Origin of the sequence: Flavobacterium sp. ABG, assembly GCF_001027725.1 — a bacterium.
In the GTDB taxonomy this organism is placed as follows: domain Bacteria; phylum Bacteroidota; class Bacteroidia; order Flavobacteriales; family Flavobacteriaceae; genus Flavobacterium; species Flavobacterium cupriresistens.
Window position 1 is genome coordinate 18,746 of sequence record NZ_LEKS01000021.1, and the last position, 16,638, is coordinate 35,383.

The window sequence follows — 16,638 nt, forward strand, 5'->3', positions numbered from 1 at the left end:
CTGACCTTCTTCTTTTATTCTTACTACTCAACTCGTTGTTGTTATTTTAAATCACATCCAACGAATTACTTTATTGCTACTCTATTGATACACTCTCACATAATCAATCTCCATAGCCGACTGTGAAAAGGCAGAATCAATCGCACCTCCGAAAGTTCCTCCCATCGCAACATTCAAAATCAGAAAGAAATCCTTATTGAATGGCAAAGTGGCATCATTCGGAACGGAGTGAATCAACTCTGTGTCAACGTAAATTTTTACCGATGCAGGTGACCAAATCGCTTTATATACATGGAACTCTGTGGATACATTAGGAATGGTTTTAGAACCTGTATTCGCATTTCCTCCGGAACGTCCCGGATAATGGAGTGTTCCGTGTATCAGGTTTTGACTGTTTCCAACATGTTCCATAATATCTATCTCACCACATGCCGGCCATGCATTAGTAGCATAATTGGCACCCAGCATCCAGATGGCGGGCCAGGTTCCTCCTCCTATTGGAAGTTTGGCGCGAACCTCAACTTTACCATACGTAAAATCAAATTTCCCTTCTGATTTTAAACGTGCAGAGGAATAATTGAATCCACCTGAGGCTTCTTTTTTAGCTGTGATTTTTAAGTTCCCTCCTTGTACTACTACATTTGATGCGGCATTGGTATAATTTTGTTTTTCGCTATTTCCCCATCCGTTATCACCATTTCCTAAGTCATAAACCCATTTGGAAGGATCCGGTGCTCCATCCGTATTAAACTCATCAAACCAAACTAAATTGGTGTAATCTGTAGTTGGATTTTGATTGGGCGGTGTTGTGGTAAAGGTATGATACCAGGCCAATGCTGTGTTGCCTCCCATTACGGCTCTAACCGTCATTCTGTTTTCGGTTATTGATAAAATCTCGTAAGAACTTTGTCCGATATAGTACCCCATAAAACCTCCATCAGAGAAATTCAGCATCGTTCCTCTGGTTTGCTCGGCATGTTTTGGGTTTTTCATCACTACTGATTCTGAAGGACCTAGTAAAACCGATTTAATTCCGCTCGCATCGTACGCCAAACAAGCATCAGAACCGGAACTTCCGCCACCGATAGCTTCAAAAGCAGCGTTAAAGAATGTAGCTCCGCCATTGTCTAACTGATATTTTAGCTGTCCATCTACTAAAGAGAAAGTCAATACGTTTTCATATAAACAGCTGCTCGTTGGCGAGCCTGCTTTTTCAAAAGGAGTGGCTTTGTAGTAATCCGGAATCCAGTTTTTATCTACATTGTCATCATTTGGACCTACACCCAAATGCCCTACTTCTGCTGCGGCCCAATACCATTTTTTAGAAGTTCCTGCTGTTAAGAACTGTACGGCTTGCTCGTCTTTAAAATCACTAAAAACCTCAACCTCCATTGTTATATTGGTTGCGACACCACCTCTTCCATAAGCAATAACAGTAACCGTGTATTTATTAATTCCGGTGGTGTTGAATCTCTTTTCAGAAATTCCATTCGGTGCATTTTCCGAGCCACCATCGCTAAATACGTATTTATACGAAATAACCTTATCTGCAGTGGCTTTAAAATTAACTTTTCCTGATCCGTCACCATAAGGCATCTCGGCCGTCTTACCTACTATCTCAGCGGTTATCTTAAGATTTGTTGGCGTGTCTATTGCCCCAAACGCATAATCTTCTTTTTGACAACTCATTGCCAGTAGTGCAAAAAGGAACACGAAGTATTTAATATATTTTTTCATTTCGATTTTTTTATAAAATGTAAATTCACTTTAAATGAATCAATAAGACTTACTTTCTATTTATGAAAATAAACGTTATCAATATAAACAGTATGACTTCCAGCAGGCTTTCCTGAATAGATCAACTGTGCAATATGTCCTCGGGTAGTTAATCCTGTAAAGTCACTGAGAGGAATATCCAGACTCACCCAGCCTCCCTGTATGGGTGCCGTAAACTTAATTTCGTGTTCAACATCATCACTTCCTGCTCCGTTATAAACGCCATTTGCTCCAAAATCGACTAGTTTTATTCTAAATTCTGTAAAATCAGAAGACCATACATCTACGTGAAAATGTGTCATTGCAGTGGCATCAATTGGTGCAACAGGTTCAACACCTACGAAATCTAAATCTGCGTATTTTTTTACTGCATTTCCACTAATGGCGGTCTCTTCCAATACAGCACTTGACCATGAAGTTCTCCAAGTACTCATTGGTATATTGGTATACGCATCACTAAACAATGAAATAACGTCTCCGGCTGCTTTTGTTGGTGTTGGAGCGGGGGTTAAACTCGTACCTTCTTTATAAAAATAAATATTATCTATAAAAACCGTTCCTTGTGCCCAAGGTGTTCCAACCAATTTCAATTGGAAAATATTGGTCACGATGAATCCATCTTGACTTGTAAAGGCCGAAATCGGAATGTCTATACTAGTCCATTGATTTGCAGTAAGATTTTTTACAACCGGTCTTTCTTTACTTGCTGTATTAATTAAAGAAGTTTCAATTTTCTCTACATCGGCTGTCCAAACATCCATGTGAATGTAATCCATACCGGAAACATCTATAGAAGTCCCCTCTGCTAATGCAATCCCTTGGTAACTCAGCTTGATATAATTCAGCATTTTATCGCCATTCAGATCAAACTCACTCCAACTACTGCCTTGGCTTGCTTGTCCCCAATCCGGGAAATAATTGACTCCGGCAAGGTTAGTATATTTAGACCCATAAATCGAAATTACATCTCCGGCTTGTCTGTTTGGAGGCGTTGGCGCTGATGCGGTCGGATTTAGAATAAGGATGGCTTCAAACTGCTGTGTTTTTTCTGTCGTCTGAATTGCAGCACTTTTTGAAACAACTCGTATCGTATAAACTCCAGCTTGCTGATAGGTATAGGAAACTGGATCTCCATTGTTTGCTGAAACGGGGTCCGGTTTTCCTGCTTCTCCAAAATAAACATCATAGAACAAAGCAAAATCGGCTGTTGCCTTAACGGTTACTTTTTTAGAGATAGCGATATCATTTGTAATAAGAACCACTAAATTTTCGGGAGCTCTGAAAGAAACCACCACTTCTTTGTCTACTGTGGTGATTTTTCCGTTAATTCCCATTGCAGTGATTTTAGCTTGATACACGCCTTCGGCATAGGTATGTACGATTCCTTCTCCGGGAGCTACATAAGCCGATTCGGCGCTACCATCCCCAAAATTGATTTTGTATTGCGTTGCACCTTCGCCTTTAGGAACAAAAGTTACTTTACCGGTATTATCCTGTGTTACGGTCGTCAAAGCCGAAATATTTGCCGGCGCGCTAACTCCATCTAAATCAATCGTACCACCGTCATCGTTTGCACAGCCTATAAGTGTGGCTAAAACGAAAAGACTTATAATAAAATGTATTTTTTTCATAATTACTTTTTTTTAATAACCCTGATTTTGAGGCCAGTTTCCATTAGCAAATTGGATTTCTTCAATCGGCAGCGGAAATAATTCGTTTTTATTTGCTTTAAAACCAGGTATGGTTCCAGCAGCTTTTCCGGTTCTTACTAAATCAAAGAAACGGTGTCCTTCTCCGAAAAGTTCTACTCTTCTTTCATTCAAAATCACATCCGTCAAAGAAGCTCCTGTAAGATTTACATCATGATTGTTGTCTCCAAAAGCGCGTCTTCTGACCTGATTCAGGTATTCTTTTGCTTTGCCATCGTCGATTGCGCCTCTGTTGTAGGCTTCTGCTGCCATTAATAAAACATCTGCATAACGAATGGCTCTGTAATTATTTGGATTTGTCAGGTTCAAATCTCCCTGAGAATTGGTACTTCTTTTTCTTGGAATGTATTTTCTGTTAAAGAAACCGGTGTCTTCATTCCCTTTTCCGAATTTAATTCCGTTGCCACCATCATAACTTGCATTTGCCAAAGCCCAGGCATTAATATCCAGAATGGCAACCTCTTTGCGTTTGTCACCTGCTGCAAATGCATTTGCACTTTCCTGTGTTGGAAGATTAAAACTAAAACCTGATGTGTAAAGCGGTCCGTCATAACCTCTTACTCCGCTAAAACCTACGGCAACGTTTCCTTCACTACATTGTAAACAGGTAAAAGCTGCTCCTTCAACATCGGTATATTGAACTTCAAAAACAGATTCATTTCCGTTTTCTTGCTCTGCTTCAAATATTTCATTGTAATTAGGCAGTAACGAATAACCTCCTGTATTGATTACAGTTTGTAAAATATTCGCAGCGGGAACAAATTTATTTTGGTACAAATACACTTTACCAAGCAATGCCTGAGCAGCACCTTTTGTAACTCTTCCTTTTTGTGAAGGTATTGGAGATAAATTAGCTGCCGCGAAAGTCAAATCCGCTTCAATAGCAGCATAAACTTCTGCTACTGATGAACGTGGTATCTTAGTTTCATCTCCAATTTTAAACCTCGCGTCGCCTTTCATCGGAATACCACCAAACCATTTCACTAATTCAAATTGGTAGTAGGCTCTAAGAAAACGGGTCTCCGCTATAAGTTGTGTTTTACCTTCAAAATCTATTTTATTTTGAAATTCAAGTATATAATTAGCTCTTTGAACACCTGCAAACATCCAGTCCCATACATCTTTAAGGTTACTGTTTGTCGGTGTATGAATCATATCATCTATTTGCTGAAAACCAATTACATCTGTTGGGCTTTCTCCTCCACAAAGTGTATTGTCTGACGCTATTTCACCCAATAAAACATTTACATATGTGGCTTGAAGTAAATCGTAAGCTCCGATCAAAGCCTGATCGTAATCGGCCTTTGAATTGAAATAATTCTCAGAATCGATGGAATATGGCGGAGTGGGATCAACAAAATCATCCGAACAGGAAATCGTTACGGCTGAAAACAGTGTTACCATTACTATTGTTGTAAAAAAATATTTTTTCATTTTAATAAAAATTAAAAATTAATGTTTAAGCCTAACAAATAGGTTCTTGGAACGGGATAGAATCCATAATCGATTCCGGCACCAATAGGAGATTGTGATACTCCGTCTCTATTTTGAGGTCCAAAAGAAGCTCCGGGATCAAAACCTTTGTACTTTGTAAAAGTGTACAGATTATTTACTCCTGCATACAGTCTTAGTTTTGTTATTCCTGCCTTGAGCGTTACTTTCGGGTCAAGTGAATATCCTATCTGTATGTTTTGAATTCTCAGATAAGAAGCATCTTCAACAAAATAATCGGAGAAAACATTGTTTGCGGTAGCTCCTGTTGTAACTCTTGGTGTCGAATTACTGGTCCCTTCTCCGGTCCAACGATCTAAAACATAATTTAAACGATTGGCGTTTGTAACGGTTCTTTCGTAGTTTCTTACCATGTCATTTCCAACAGAGGCAAAAGTAAAGAGCGCAAAATCTACGTTTTTATAATTCAGTTGTAAATTGAATCCCATTGTCGCTTCCGGAATCGGGTCTCCAATATTTGTTTTATCCTGAGTATCAATTTTTCCATCACCGTTAACATCAACAAAACGAAGATCTCCCGGCGCCGCATTGGCCCCCAACGCTAATTGAGAAGGGTGCGCTGCAACTTCTGCCTGATTCTGAAAAATCCCATCGGTTTTATAGCCATAAAAATAACCAATTGGTTTACCTACTTCCATACGGGAAGGCGCCAATTGCCCTACTCCAAAAGCTCCTCCGGGAATAAATCCGGTACCATTGTTTACTTCCAGCACTTCGTTTTTCAAAAACGTCACGTTGTATCCCACACTTAATGAAAAGGAATTAGAAAACTTTTCTTTATAATCTATTGAAAATTCAAACCCGGAATTTCTAACGGTACCTGCATTCACTGTTGGCGGACTTGCACCAGGTGCTCCGGTACCATTAATTCCTGAAACAGGAACATTGGGAATCAACAAATCTTTTCTCGTATCAATAAAGTAATCGGCAACGATCGAAACTTTGTCATTAAAGAGTTTTAAATCTAAACCTGCATCAAATTTTTTCGCCTCTTCCCATTTTAAATCAGGATTTGGCACTTGTCCTGTTGCCTGGCCACTGGCCAAAGAACCTCCAAACACATAGGTCGCTTCACCATTTAACAGAGAGATATAGCCGTAATTTGGAATCTGATCATTCCCCAGCGTACCATAACTGGCTCTGAACTTTAAAAAATTAAATGTTTCAGATTTGCCAAAGAAATTTTCGTCAGAGATCACCCACCCTGCGGTAAGAGAGGGAAAATAACCTACTTTGTTCCCAGGACCAAACTTAGTAGAGGCGTCACGTCTGATCATAGCCGAAAACAAGTATTTTCCTTTGTAGTCGTATTGCACTCTTCCAAAATAAGAAAGCCTTCTTTGATCGTACACATATCCGGCTGTATTGACCGCGACCGGCACTCCTCTTGTCAAACTAATGTCGGCATACTCCCAGGAATTGTTCGGAACATCAAAACCGGTAGCATTAAAACTGTTTCCCCATTGTTTGTAGATGGTATTACCTATTGTAGCGACAATATTATGATGCTCTGCAATTTTAGTCGTATAAGTTCCAAAAAGGTCAAATGAATAGTCATTGTCATTCGTTGCACCCTGATTAACCGAACTTCTCAATACGTCAAATACTTTATCACTAGGATTAATCCAGTACAAAAGTTTTTTCGCAAAAGTTTTTGATTCACTGTTAGAGGTATTAAAACCTATAGAAGACGATAACGTAAATCCTTTAAAAATTTTATAATCCAAGCCAAAATTTCCATTGATTTTTTTATAATTATAGTCATTATAAGTATTTTCAATTTGTGCTAGTGGATTTATAATTTCGTTTCCAAATCCGGCTATAGGTACTTTGGTAAGTTCACCATTAGCATCATAAGGAGTCATTGTTGCAGGCACGTTTAAGGCATTAAACAAAACCGATCCTAATCCATTTTCATTTAATGTTTTTCTGGTGAAATACGTATAAATAACATTGGTTCTTAATTTGAATTTTTCGCTTAAATCAGCACTAAGGGCTATCCTGGCTGTGTTTCTTAAAAAACCTGATTTATCACCGCCCACTATACCTTCCTGATCTAAGTGAGAACCACTTACCGAATACGTGATTTTTTCTGAACCTCCCGAAATAGTCAAATCGCTATTGAGAATAGGCACTCCTGTTTTAAAAACCTCATCCTGCCAATTGGTTCCTTTGCCTAAACCGCTTACGTTCGGGTAAAGAACCGGTTTTCCCCCATTGGTATAACTTTCGTTTAACAATAAAGCATATTCTGTGGCATTCAACATTTGTATTTTTCTGGATGTTTCCTGAAATCCGGTGTAACTGTTGAAAGAAACTTTGGTTTTAGAATTTTTCTTCCCCATTTTGGTCGTTACTAAAATAATTCCGTTTGCTCCAATCGTCCCGTAAATGGCGGCCTGAGCATCTTTTAAAACAGTAATAGTCTCAATATCGTTTGGGTTTAAAATTCCTAAATCGCCGACATAACCGTCAATAATTACTGTAGGTGAATTTTGTCCATTAGTGGCAATACCACGAATACGGATATCCAACGGAGCTCCCGGCGAACCTGATTGTGTGGTCACATTTACTCCCGAAATAGTTCCTTGTAAAGCTTGTTCAATTCTTGCTGGTTTTAAAATATCAAGTGTTTTGCTGTCCAGAACCGCTACTGCTCCCGTTACTTCTCTCTTTTTCTGGCTACCATAACCAATCACAACAACTTCGTCCAGTGATCTGGCATCCTCACTCAATTTCACGGTTATTTTAGGTCCCGCAACCGCTACTTCCTGCGTCCGAAAACCAATATAACTTAAAACAATTATAGTCCCTTTTGGAACACCTGAGAGCTTAAAAGATCCATCAAAGTCTGTGGTTGTACTTTGTGATGAACTTTTAACTTTTACATTCACACCAGGTAATGATAAACCTGATCCATCCAGTACTGTTCCGGTTACATCAAAAGTCTGCGAGAATGCAAAAGATGTAAACAGTAACAATACCATTAGTAATAATTTAGATTTCATAATTAGTTAGTTTTTATTGAAAGTTAAATTTATCGCATCCTTTTAACAATAACCCAAAATTAACCTCAACAAAAAACATACATCATAAAAAAATAAGACTAATTTTTAAGATATCATAAAACAAACCCTTATTTAACTGTAAATTACAAATGTTAATTTTTTTAACATTTACATCGAAAATGCACAACAAAACGTTAATGTTGTGGTGATGTATAGGTGTTTTGGGGCGCTCTTGGGTTTCCTATACAGCCAGAATGTACTCTACTAAGCCATTTTCGTGCTGTAAATCCATTTTTTTACGTAAACGATATCTTTTTATCTCCACACTCCGAACGGAGATATTAAACAAGGGAGCAATTTCTTTTGAAGAAAGATTCAATCGTAAATAAGCACAAAGGCGCAAATCGTTGGGTGTTAATAAGGGATGTAAAAGCTTAATTCGTTTTAGAAAATCTTTGTCGGCACTATCAAATGCTTCTTTAAAAACCTTCCACGAATCTTCTTCGGTAATGTTATCGTTTATAGTTCTGATTACCGATTTAATGTTTTTAGTATCGTCCTGAGCCGTTTTCTTTAAATCTTCTTTGATAAAAGCCAAAAGTTCATTTTTACTATTCAGACTCATAGTCGAAACGGCCAGCTCTCTGTTTTTAGTATCGACATCTTGCGACAGCTGTTCGTTTCTTAACTTCATGAGTTGCTGCTCGTTTTCCAGTTCTTTTATCTCCAGCAAAAGATTGTTTTCTTCGATTAACTTCTCTTCTTGCTTTCGGTAAAAATTACGATAGGTTTTGTTTACAAAGTAGGCCAGAATAAGAATTAGCAGGAAATAAATAAAGTAAGCCAGATAGGTTAAATACCAAGGTTTTAAAACCACAAAAGTATAAACCGCTGTATTTTGCAGGATCGTATTGGCGTATTTAGCTTTTAATTTGAATGTATATTTGCCCGGTGCCAGATTTTTAAAATTAACCGACGATTTTGTACTCCATTCACTCCAATCGTTTTGAAATCCTTCTAGTAAATATTGATATTCTGTGTTGATGTATTTGTTGTACTCGGGAACGGTGTAGTTTAAGGTAATGTTATTTTCATTCGATTTAAAACGTCCTTCTTCATTGAGCACAACATCCTTCAGCGTTTGATTTTGCTTATTTATTGAAATTTCTGAGATCAGGACGGTATAGTTTTTAAAACTTAAATCATCAATATCCAGCATATAATAACCATCGGTAGTTCCGATTAAATAAGTTGATTTTGAAATTTGTGTAATATTCTCGAAACCTAACATCGAATTGGTCAGAGAGGACGGAATCGGAATTATGTTTTGTTTTAACTGATTGCTAAGTTTGCTGGCAGAGAAGTAATGAATGTAGTTTTTAGAGAAAAGCCATATTCTGTTGGAATTATCTACAATTAATTTACCGGAAGTATATTCGTCTTTTTCAAAAATAGAACTTAGTACTTTCTCTTTTTCAAATTGTTTTGTGGCAGGATTTAGTTTAAAAATCCCTCCTTTGTAAGCATAATAAATCGAATTATTGAATTTTATTAAACTTGCATTTTTTCCTTTTTTCGGGGCTGAATAGGCATAGAATTCTTTTGCTTTTAAAAGGTTTTTATCCAGTTTAAATCTAAAAATCCCTTTGTATTCGTGGCTAACATAAACCTCCAGATTATTTGTTATTTCGAAATAACGGGAAGAATAATCAAATCCCTGAACCTTATTTCTAAACTGCCATTGATTCCCTACTTTTTCTAAAACCGAAATCCCATAATAATTCCCTTGTATTAACTGGTTTTTCGCATTCGGAACGGATTCAAATTTCCAGGTTCCTGAACCGGAGAAAATAGTTCTTGCTGAGGTATTCGCCACGATAAAAGTCCCGGAATCGTGCCCACAAAAAAGCGTATTATCATAAACAAACAGCGACCAAACTTGTCCTTTTGTTCCGCTTATAAACTGAAAATCTCCATTGCTTTGGTATTTTTTACAAAACAATCCCTGATTGGTTCCTACATACAACATTCCATTATAAGTAATCGATGCGTATACGGTTCCCAAAACTCCGGTGTCGTCTGTAAAATTATGTACCGGTGTTTGCAGATTGATACAATTAATTCCATTATCAAGACCCACCCATACATTTTGATCTTTATCTTCAAACAAAGACAGGGCGGTATTGTTGCTCAAACCTTTACTTTGCGAAATATGGTATCTTAATTGCCCTTCTTTTGACAGAATATAAATCCCATTTGAAACGGTCCCTAAAGCATATCCTCCATCCTGCAAACGCTGACTGCTGTACACAAAACTTGATTTTAAATCTGCATCTACAGCGGTTTTAAATGGTGTTAATGCAGTTCCGGTTAACTTATAAAATCCGTCTAATTGGGTTTGAACTAATAAACCATCGTCAAGTGTAAAAACATTAACAATAGTATATTTTTTAAAAACGGGATGATCTGAAATTAGTTTTCCTTTTCCGGCTTCAATTTCAAAAAGACCTTCGTTTGCGGTTTGATAATAAATCGAATTTTTGGTACTAAACGATTTTATAACCCCTTTTTCGGGCGAAATGATTTTGAAGTTTTTTGTTTTTGTATCATAAATATAAATTCTATTTAAAGACTGAAACAAAATCCATTGATCGTATTTTAGAATGTTCCAAAACTGTTCGTCGTCCAGAATTTTTGATTTAATGGTATCACTTAGCGATGTATACGTCAATTTTCCGTTTGGCTGTCTTGTCCAATAGCCAAAATTCATATAACAACCTGTGTAGATCTTATTGTCGATTACTTTTACCGAACGCATTATGGTTTCGTTTGGCGTCGGATATAATTTCCAATTGGTACCATTAAACTCCAGAAGCCCCTCGTTGTTGGCAAAATACAGGTAATTTTGCTCGTTCTGAGAGATCATCCAACTTTGATTTCCGGCACCATAAACGATGGGCGGATATTTTACAATTGGCGGCAGCTCTTGCGAAAACACCGTAAAGCTGACCAAAACAAATAGCAGATGTAATTTTGATTTCAAACTGGAATGGTATTAATTTACTATAAAAACTGCTCTAAAATAGCTTATTTTATACTGATACAATAACTTTTTAATAAAAAAACCAATATTAAAAAATGAGAAACCAAGCTGTAAATTGTTAAGATTTGGATCAATCTCATTAACTAAACTCAAGTCAAAATTGATTACTTTTGTAGAAATTGACTTTTTTTATGCAAATCGACCTTTCTACACTCGACCCAAAACATAATATTATCATTAAAGGCGCACAAGTACATAACTTAAAAAATGTAGATGTAGCTATTCCCAGAAACAAACTCGTGGTTATTACAGGACTTTCAGGTTCCGGAAAATCGAGTTTAGCCTTTGATACCTTGTATGCCGAAGGGCAGCGTCGTTATGTGGAGAGTTTGTCTTCTTATGCACGTCAGTTTTTAGGTCGTTTAGACAAACCAAAAGTTGAATATATCAAAGGGATTGCTCCGGCAATTGCGATTGAGCAAAAGGTAAATACTACCAATGCCCGATCTACTGTAGGAACATCGACTGAGATTTACGATTATATGAAACTGCTGTATGCCCGAATTGGTCGTACGTACTCTCCGGTTTCAGGTCAGGAAGTAAAGAAAAATACCGTTACCGATGTTGTTTCAGATGTAAAAACATTGGAATTAGACAGCAAATGGCTTTTATTGGCTCCGATCCATCTGGAAGAAGGAAGACAATTGGAAGACAAACTAAAAGTACTGCTTCAACAAGGTTTTGCCCGTATTCTTGTGAATAATGAAATGGTTCGTCTGGATGAATTTGCTGAGGCAGAGTTACATCAATTTGACAATAAAGACATACTGCTTATTATCGACCGAATCGTTGTAAAAGAAGAAGAAGAATTCTATAATCGTTTGGCAGATGCGATACAGACTGCTTTTTTTGAAGGAAAAGGGATTTGTTATCTACAGGAATTAAACTCCGAACGAAGATTTTCTTATTCTAATAATTTTGAATTGGATGGCATTACGTTTTTAGAACCAAATGTTCATTTATTCAGTTTCAATAACCCCTACGGTGCTTGTCCGGTTTGTGAAGGTTATGGAAACATTATCGGAATAGATGCCGATCTGGTGGTTCCGAATACTTCTTTATCTATTTTCGAAAGCGCCATCTATCCCTGGAGAGGTGATAGCATGAGCTGGTACAAAGATGAATTGGTTAAACATGCTTATAAATTTGATCTTCCTATTCATAAACCCTATTTTGAACTGTCAGAAGAACAAAAAGAGCTGATCTGGAGTGGAAATCAATATTTTCAAGGGCTAAATGATTTCTTCAAAGAATTAGAAGAAAAAAATTATAAAATCCAAAACAGGGTAATGTTATCCCGTTACCGTGGAAAAACAAAATGCCATGTGTGTCGTGGTAAGCGCCTACGCGAAGAAGCGTCCTATGTAAAAATCAATGGAAAAACGGTTTCTGACTTAGTCGATTTACCGATTAAACATCTGGTTACTTTTTTCAAAAATATAGAACTAAACGTTTACGAACATCAAATCGCAAAACGTCTGATGATCGAAATCAATAATCGTTTGTCATTCCTAACCGAAGTAGGTTTAGACTACCTTACTTTAAACAGAAACTCAGCAACGCTTTCAGGAGGAGAATCACAACGAATTAATCTGGCTACCTCTCTCGGGAGTAGTTTGGTTGGGTCTATGTATATTTTAGATGAGCCAAGTATTGGTTTGCATCCAAAAGATTCAGAACGTTTAATAAAAGTTTTACTCTCTCTGCGTGATTTAGGCAATACCGTTATTGTTGTAGAGCACGACGAAGATATCATGAAGGCAGCCGATATGATTATCGATATTGGTCCAGAAGCCGGTACTTTTGGTGGACATCTAGTGGCGCAAGGTACTTATCCTGAAATCCTGCAATCAGAATCTCTGACTGCAAAGTACTTAAATGGAGATCTGGAAATTACGGTTCCGAAAAAAAGACGAAAATTCAAAAATCATATTGACATCGTTGGCGCCAGAGAAAACAACTTAAAAAATATCAATGTTACTTTTCCGCTGGACGTTTTAACAGTCGTTACCGGTGTATCGGGAAGTGGAAAAAGTACCCTTATAAAGAAAATTTTATTTCCGGCCATGCAAAAAATGCTGGAAAGTGCCTCTGAAAAAGCGGGGCAGTTTAGTGAAATAAAAGGCTCTTTTTCGCAAATAAAACATATTGAGTATGTCGATCAGAATCCGATTGGAAGAAGTTCGAGATCTAATCCTGTTACATATATCAAAGCCTATGATGATATTCGTGATTTGTACTCCAAAGAAAAACTATCAAAAATAAGAGGGTATCAGGCGAAACATTTTTCTTTTAATGTTGATGGAGGCCGATGTGAAACCTGCAAAGGAGAAGGTTCTATTAATGTTGAAATGGTCTTCATGGCCGATGTACAGCTACCTTGCGAAACTTGTGGAGGCAAACGCTTTAAAAAAGAAGTCTTAGAAATTACTTTCGATGATAAAAACATCAACGATATTCTTACGATGACGATCGATGATGCCATTGCTTTCTTCGAAAAAAACAAACAAACTAAGATCACTCAAAAACTACAACCACTTCAGGATGTAGGTTTAGGCTATGTACAATTAGGACAATCTTCTTCTACTCTTTCAGGTGGTGAAGCGCAACGTATTAAACTGGCTTCCTTCTTGGTAAAAGGAGCTACAAAAGACAAAGCTTTGTTTGTATTTGATGAACCTACTACCGGTTTGCATTTTCACGATATCAAAAAATTACTTGCTTCGTTTGAAGCGTTAATAGATAAAGGTCATTCAATAATTGTTATTGAACACAATCTGGATCTCATCAAATGTGCCGACTGGATTATTGATTTAGGCCCGGAAGGTGGAGAAAACGGAGGTCATTTACTAGCGGTAGGAACTCCGGAAGACATTGTAAAAGTAAAAGAGTCCGTAACCGGAGTATATTTAAAAGACAAACTGTAGGTTTTGCACAAAGCTTTACGAATACTATTTCGTTTAGTCAGTGCAAGAATGACAAAATAGTAAAAAGAGAAATCAAAAACCTTAGATCAAATCCTTTTAATTAGTGTAATTCGTGGCCAGCTTTTCTTTGTATTGCTATCACTCTGAACCAGCGTACTTATTTTTGTACCACAGATTTCGAGAAAGTACATTTTTGGGATAGGAAATACAAAAGTAGAATAGCACGCAGATTTTGCAGATTTAACAGATTTTTTCAAAAAACAATGAAAAAAAATCTGCAAAATCTGCGTGAAAAAAAATAAATAAATTGCGTTTAATACATAACTAAATAACTCAAAAAATAAAACGGCCAGAAATCCTATTTCTGGCCGTTTTACTTACTGTTAGCTGTTACTTTTAAGCTACTAAACATTTCTCTTCAAAAGGAAACCCGTCTTCATCTATTGCGACTAATATTTTTTTCTGTTTAGACGCTTCCAGAGTAAGATAAAGCCATGCAAATGACCATAACCCCAAAGTCAGACAAAAAATTGTAAAATTCAAACTGTGATTGACCACTTTTCCCCCTTTTGAAAGAACTGCAAAAAGCAATTCATCATTTCTCTCTTCCAGTGTAAATCCATTATGAACTTTATTCGATATCATATTAGAAAATACTTGTAAGCTTTGTTCCTGACTAAGTTGATTGTGCTTCATAATTACCAAATTAAATTAATCCCAATACTTCCACTCTCATTGTTAATTTTTCTTAATTACTATCAATTATTTCAATCTACTAAAACACCATTACTTTATATTTATTGCATTTTATTAGATTTTTTTAATCATACTAATTAAACTGCTATTAAATTCTCACCTAAAGTTAGTTTTTATTAAGCGAACAACAAAATAAAAAACTGTTAAAATTTCAATACTTATATCTGCCTATCAGCGACTTAACTCTTGTTCTTTACATTAAAAGTTGGTGCTTCATAGTCTGTTTTTAAATAATTTTCAGGAATTGTTGTTGTGTTTCCGTCCCTTAACGCTTTATAGTGTGGAGACATGATCTCGATACCGGCAGCATTAAAAGAGTCCTGAATATTTTGATGCAACGAAGAATAAATCCTCGGTTGTTTTGTAGGTTCTTTAGTATAAACATTTACCTGATAAGAAACGTAAAAATCATCCAGGCTCGTTTGCAATACAAAAGGAGCCGGAGTTTGTTCTATCATGTCTGTTTTTAGTGCTGCTTCAATCAAAGCTTTATGAATATCTTTCCACGGAACATCGTATCCAATTGTCACCGTAGTGTGGATTAACAAGCCATTTGAGGCATTTTTTGTATTCGCCGAGAAGTTCGTCGATGTACTAGATAATACGGTCGCATTTGGAATCGTAATGTCTTCAAACTTCGGAGTTCTTACCCGGGTTACTAAAGCTGTTTTTTCGATCACTTCCCCGCTTACATCACCAATCTTTATAAAATCACCAATCTTAAAAGGACGCATATAAGTAATAACTAATCCCGCCACCATATTGGCAATGGCATTTGAAGAACCCAATGAAAACAAAACCCCCACAAATACGGAAACTCCTTTGAAAATCGGAGAATCGGAACCTGGCAGATACGGGAAAATAATAACCAGCATAAAGGCCATCATTAAAAATCGAATAATATTAAAGGTCGGCATTGCCCAATCGCTGTAAAAACCATCGATTTTTATGTTCTCCTTTTTTATCTCATCAAAAAAGAATTTGATAATTTTCAGTGCGTATTTGAATATTACAATGATGACTATAATAGCAAATAAACTTGGCAGAAAACCAACAAATCCTAAAAAAGCAAGTTTTGCCGGAGAAAGTACCCAGCGAAGTAATGTTGTGGTGTAATCTTCTGTAGCCGGAAAAATACTAAACAATAAAGGCAAAGAGAAATAAACGATCAAAATCAGCGCAATAATCTTGATGAATCCGTATAAACGCATCACGACAAATTGCTGTCTTTGCGGCGAAAGCATTGTAATATTATTATAAACAAACCCTTTAAAGTGTTTGTCGCTGTTCTTTAAAATGTAAAGTTTAACTCTATTAAAAATCTTGCCGACAAAAAACAGTATAAAACCAACAATCAGAATAAGCAGAACCGTATAACCCAATCTTTTTGGAAGCTGGGAATGATTTTCGTTCTGATTAACAATTGCTTTCTTAATCAGGTTTAAATTGCGTTTTGCAAGATAAGCTGCGGACTGTTTTTCGACCTTGGCATCAATCTCTAAAATTGACATAATGACAAAATCGCCTTTGTACATGATATCCTGAGTAATATCTGAAGGAACAATTCGGATTGAATCGGCATCAAAAAAAGCTTCTTCGTATAGTTTTTTGATTTTTTCTGTAATAGCATTCGCCCTATTCTCGGCAGAAAAAGAGCCTACTTTATTATAAACGTAAAAAAGTGTGTCTTTAAAAGGGCTTACAGGATAACCTTTTAACTTAACTGAATCTATAGCTTTTGCTGGCTCTTGCGGCTCTTTTTTCTGAGCAAAACTGACAGAAGAAGACAGTGCAATAAAGAGCACTAAAAAACAAACTAATCTTTTTTTCATAAGCTATTAGAAATA

Annotated in this window: 8 protein-coding genes; 1 reads left to right on the forward strand and 7 read right to left on the reverse strand. The window is 36.6% G+C overall.

What is annotated here, in order from left to right:
* Positions 1-81: 81 nt before the first annotated feature.
* The 5 genes from AB674_RS18515 to AB674_RS18535 all read right to left on the reverse strand — a co-directional run bounded on the left by AB674_RS18515 (position 82) and on the right by AB674_RS18535 (position 11,048).
* Positions 82-1,737 carry a family 16 glycosylhydrolase gene (locus AB674_RS18515; RefSeq protein ID WP_047778770.1) on the reverse strand — a complete coding sequence of 552 codons (1,656 nt, stop codon included), beginning with the start codon at positions 1,735-1,737 and terminating at the stop codon, positions 82-84.
* A gap of 56 nt (positions 1,738-1,793) precedes the next feature.
* Positions 1,794-3,407, reverse strand: a complete 1,614-nt coding sequence (locus AB674_RS18520) for a PKD domain-containing protein (RefSeq protein WP_047778771.1) — start codon at positions 3,405-3,407, stop codon at positions 1,794-1,796.
* A gap of 12 nt (positions 3,408-3,419) precedes the next feature.
* On the reverse strand, positions 3,420-4,919 hold the full coding sequence (locus AB674_RS18525) for a RagB/SusD family nutrient uptake outer membrane protein (RefSeq protein ID WP_047778772.1): 1,500 nt from the start codon (positions 4,917-4,919) through the stop codon (positions 3,420-3,422).
* Positions 4,920-4,930: 11 nt separating this feature from the next.
* Positions 4,931-8,005, reverse strand: a complete 3,075-nt coding sequence (locus AB674_RS18530) for a SusC/RagA family TonB-linked outer membrane protein (protein ID WP_047778773.1) — start codon at positions 8,003-8,005, stop codon at positions 4,931-4,933.
* A gap of 241 nt (positions 8,006-8,246) precedes the next feature.
* Complete coding sequence (locus tag AB674_RS18535; RefSeq protein ID WP_047778774.1) at positions 8,247-11,048, reverse strand: triple tyrosine motif-containing protein; 2,802 nt, start codon at positions 11,046-11,048, stop codon at positions 8,247-8,249.
* Between the two features lie 191 nt (positions 11,049-11,239).
* Between AB674_RS18535 and uvrA the strand changes: the two genes are divergently transcribed.
* Positions 11,240-14,035 carry an excinuclease ABC subunit UvrA gene (gene uvrA / locus AB674_RS18540; protein ID WP_047778775.1) on the forward strand — a complete coding sequence of 932 codons (2,796 nt, stop codon included), beginning with the start codon at positions 11,240-11,242 and terminating at the stop codon, positions 14,033-14,035.
* A 396-nt stretch (positions 14,036-14,431) separates the two neighbouring features.
* Here the strand turns inward: uvrA and AB674_RS18545 are convergent, their stop codons facing one another.
* A complete protein-coding gene (locus AB674_RS18545; protein ID WP_047778776.1) occupies positions 14,432-14,731 on the reverse strand; it encodes a hypothetical protein in 300 nt (99 codons plus the stop codon).
* A gap of 239 nt (positions 14,732-14,970) precedes the next feature.
* Complete coding sequence (locus AB674_RS18550) at positions 14,971-16,623, reverse strand: mechanosensitive ion channel family protein (protein ID WP_047778777.1); 1,653 nt, start codon at positions 16,621-16,623, stop codon at positions 14,971-14,973.
* Between the last annotated feature and the right edge of the window lie 15 nt (positions 16,624-16,638).

Excerpts from the sequence above, each read along its gene's own strand:
- AB674_RS18550 (WP_047778777.1), bottom strand. The coding sequence starts at position 16,623 with ATGAAAAAAAGATTAGTTTGTTTTTTAGTGCTCTTTATTGCACTGTCT.
- AB674_RS18545 (WP_047778776.1), bottom strand. The coding sequence starts at position 14,731 with ATGAAGCACAATCAACTTAGTCAGGAACAAAGCTTACAAGTATTTTCT.
- AB674_RS18520 (WP_047778771.1), bottom strand. The coding sequence starts at position 3,407 with ATGAAAAAAATACATTTTATTATAAGTCTTTTCGTTTTAGCCACACTT.
- AB674_RS18530 (WP_047778773.1), bottom strand. The coding sequence starts at position 8,005 with ATGAAATCTAAATTATTACTAATGGTATTGTTACTGTTTACATCTTTT.
- AB674_RS18515 (WP_047778770.1), bottom strand. The coding sequence starts at position 1,737 with ATGAAAAAATATATTAAATACTTCGTGTTCCTTTTTGCACTACTGGCA.
- AB674_RS18525 (WP_047778772.1), bottom strand. The coding sequence starts at position 4,919 with ATGAAAAAATATTTTTTTACAACAATAGTAATGGTAACACTGTTTTCA.
- uvrA (WP_047778775.1), top strand. The coding sequence starts at position 11,240 with ATGCAAATCGACCTTTCTACACTCGACCCAAAACATAATATTATCATT.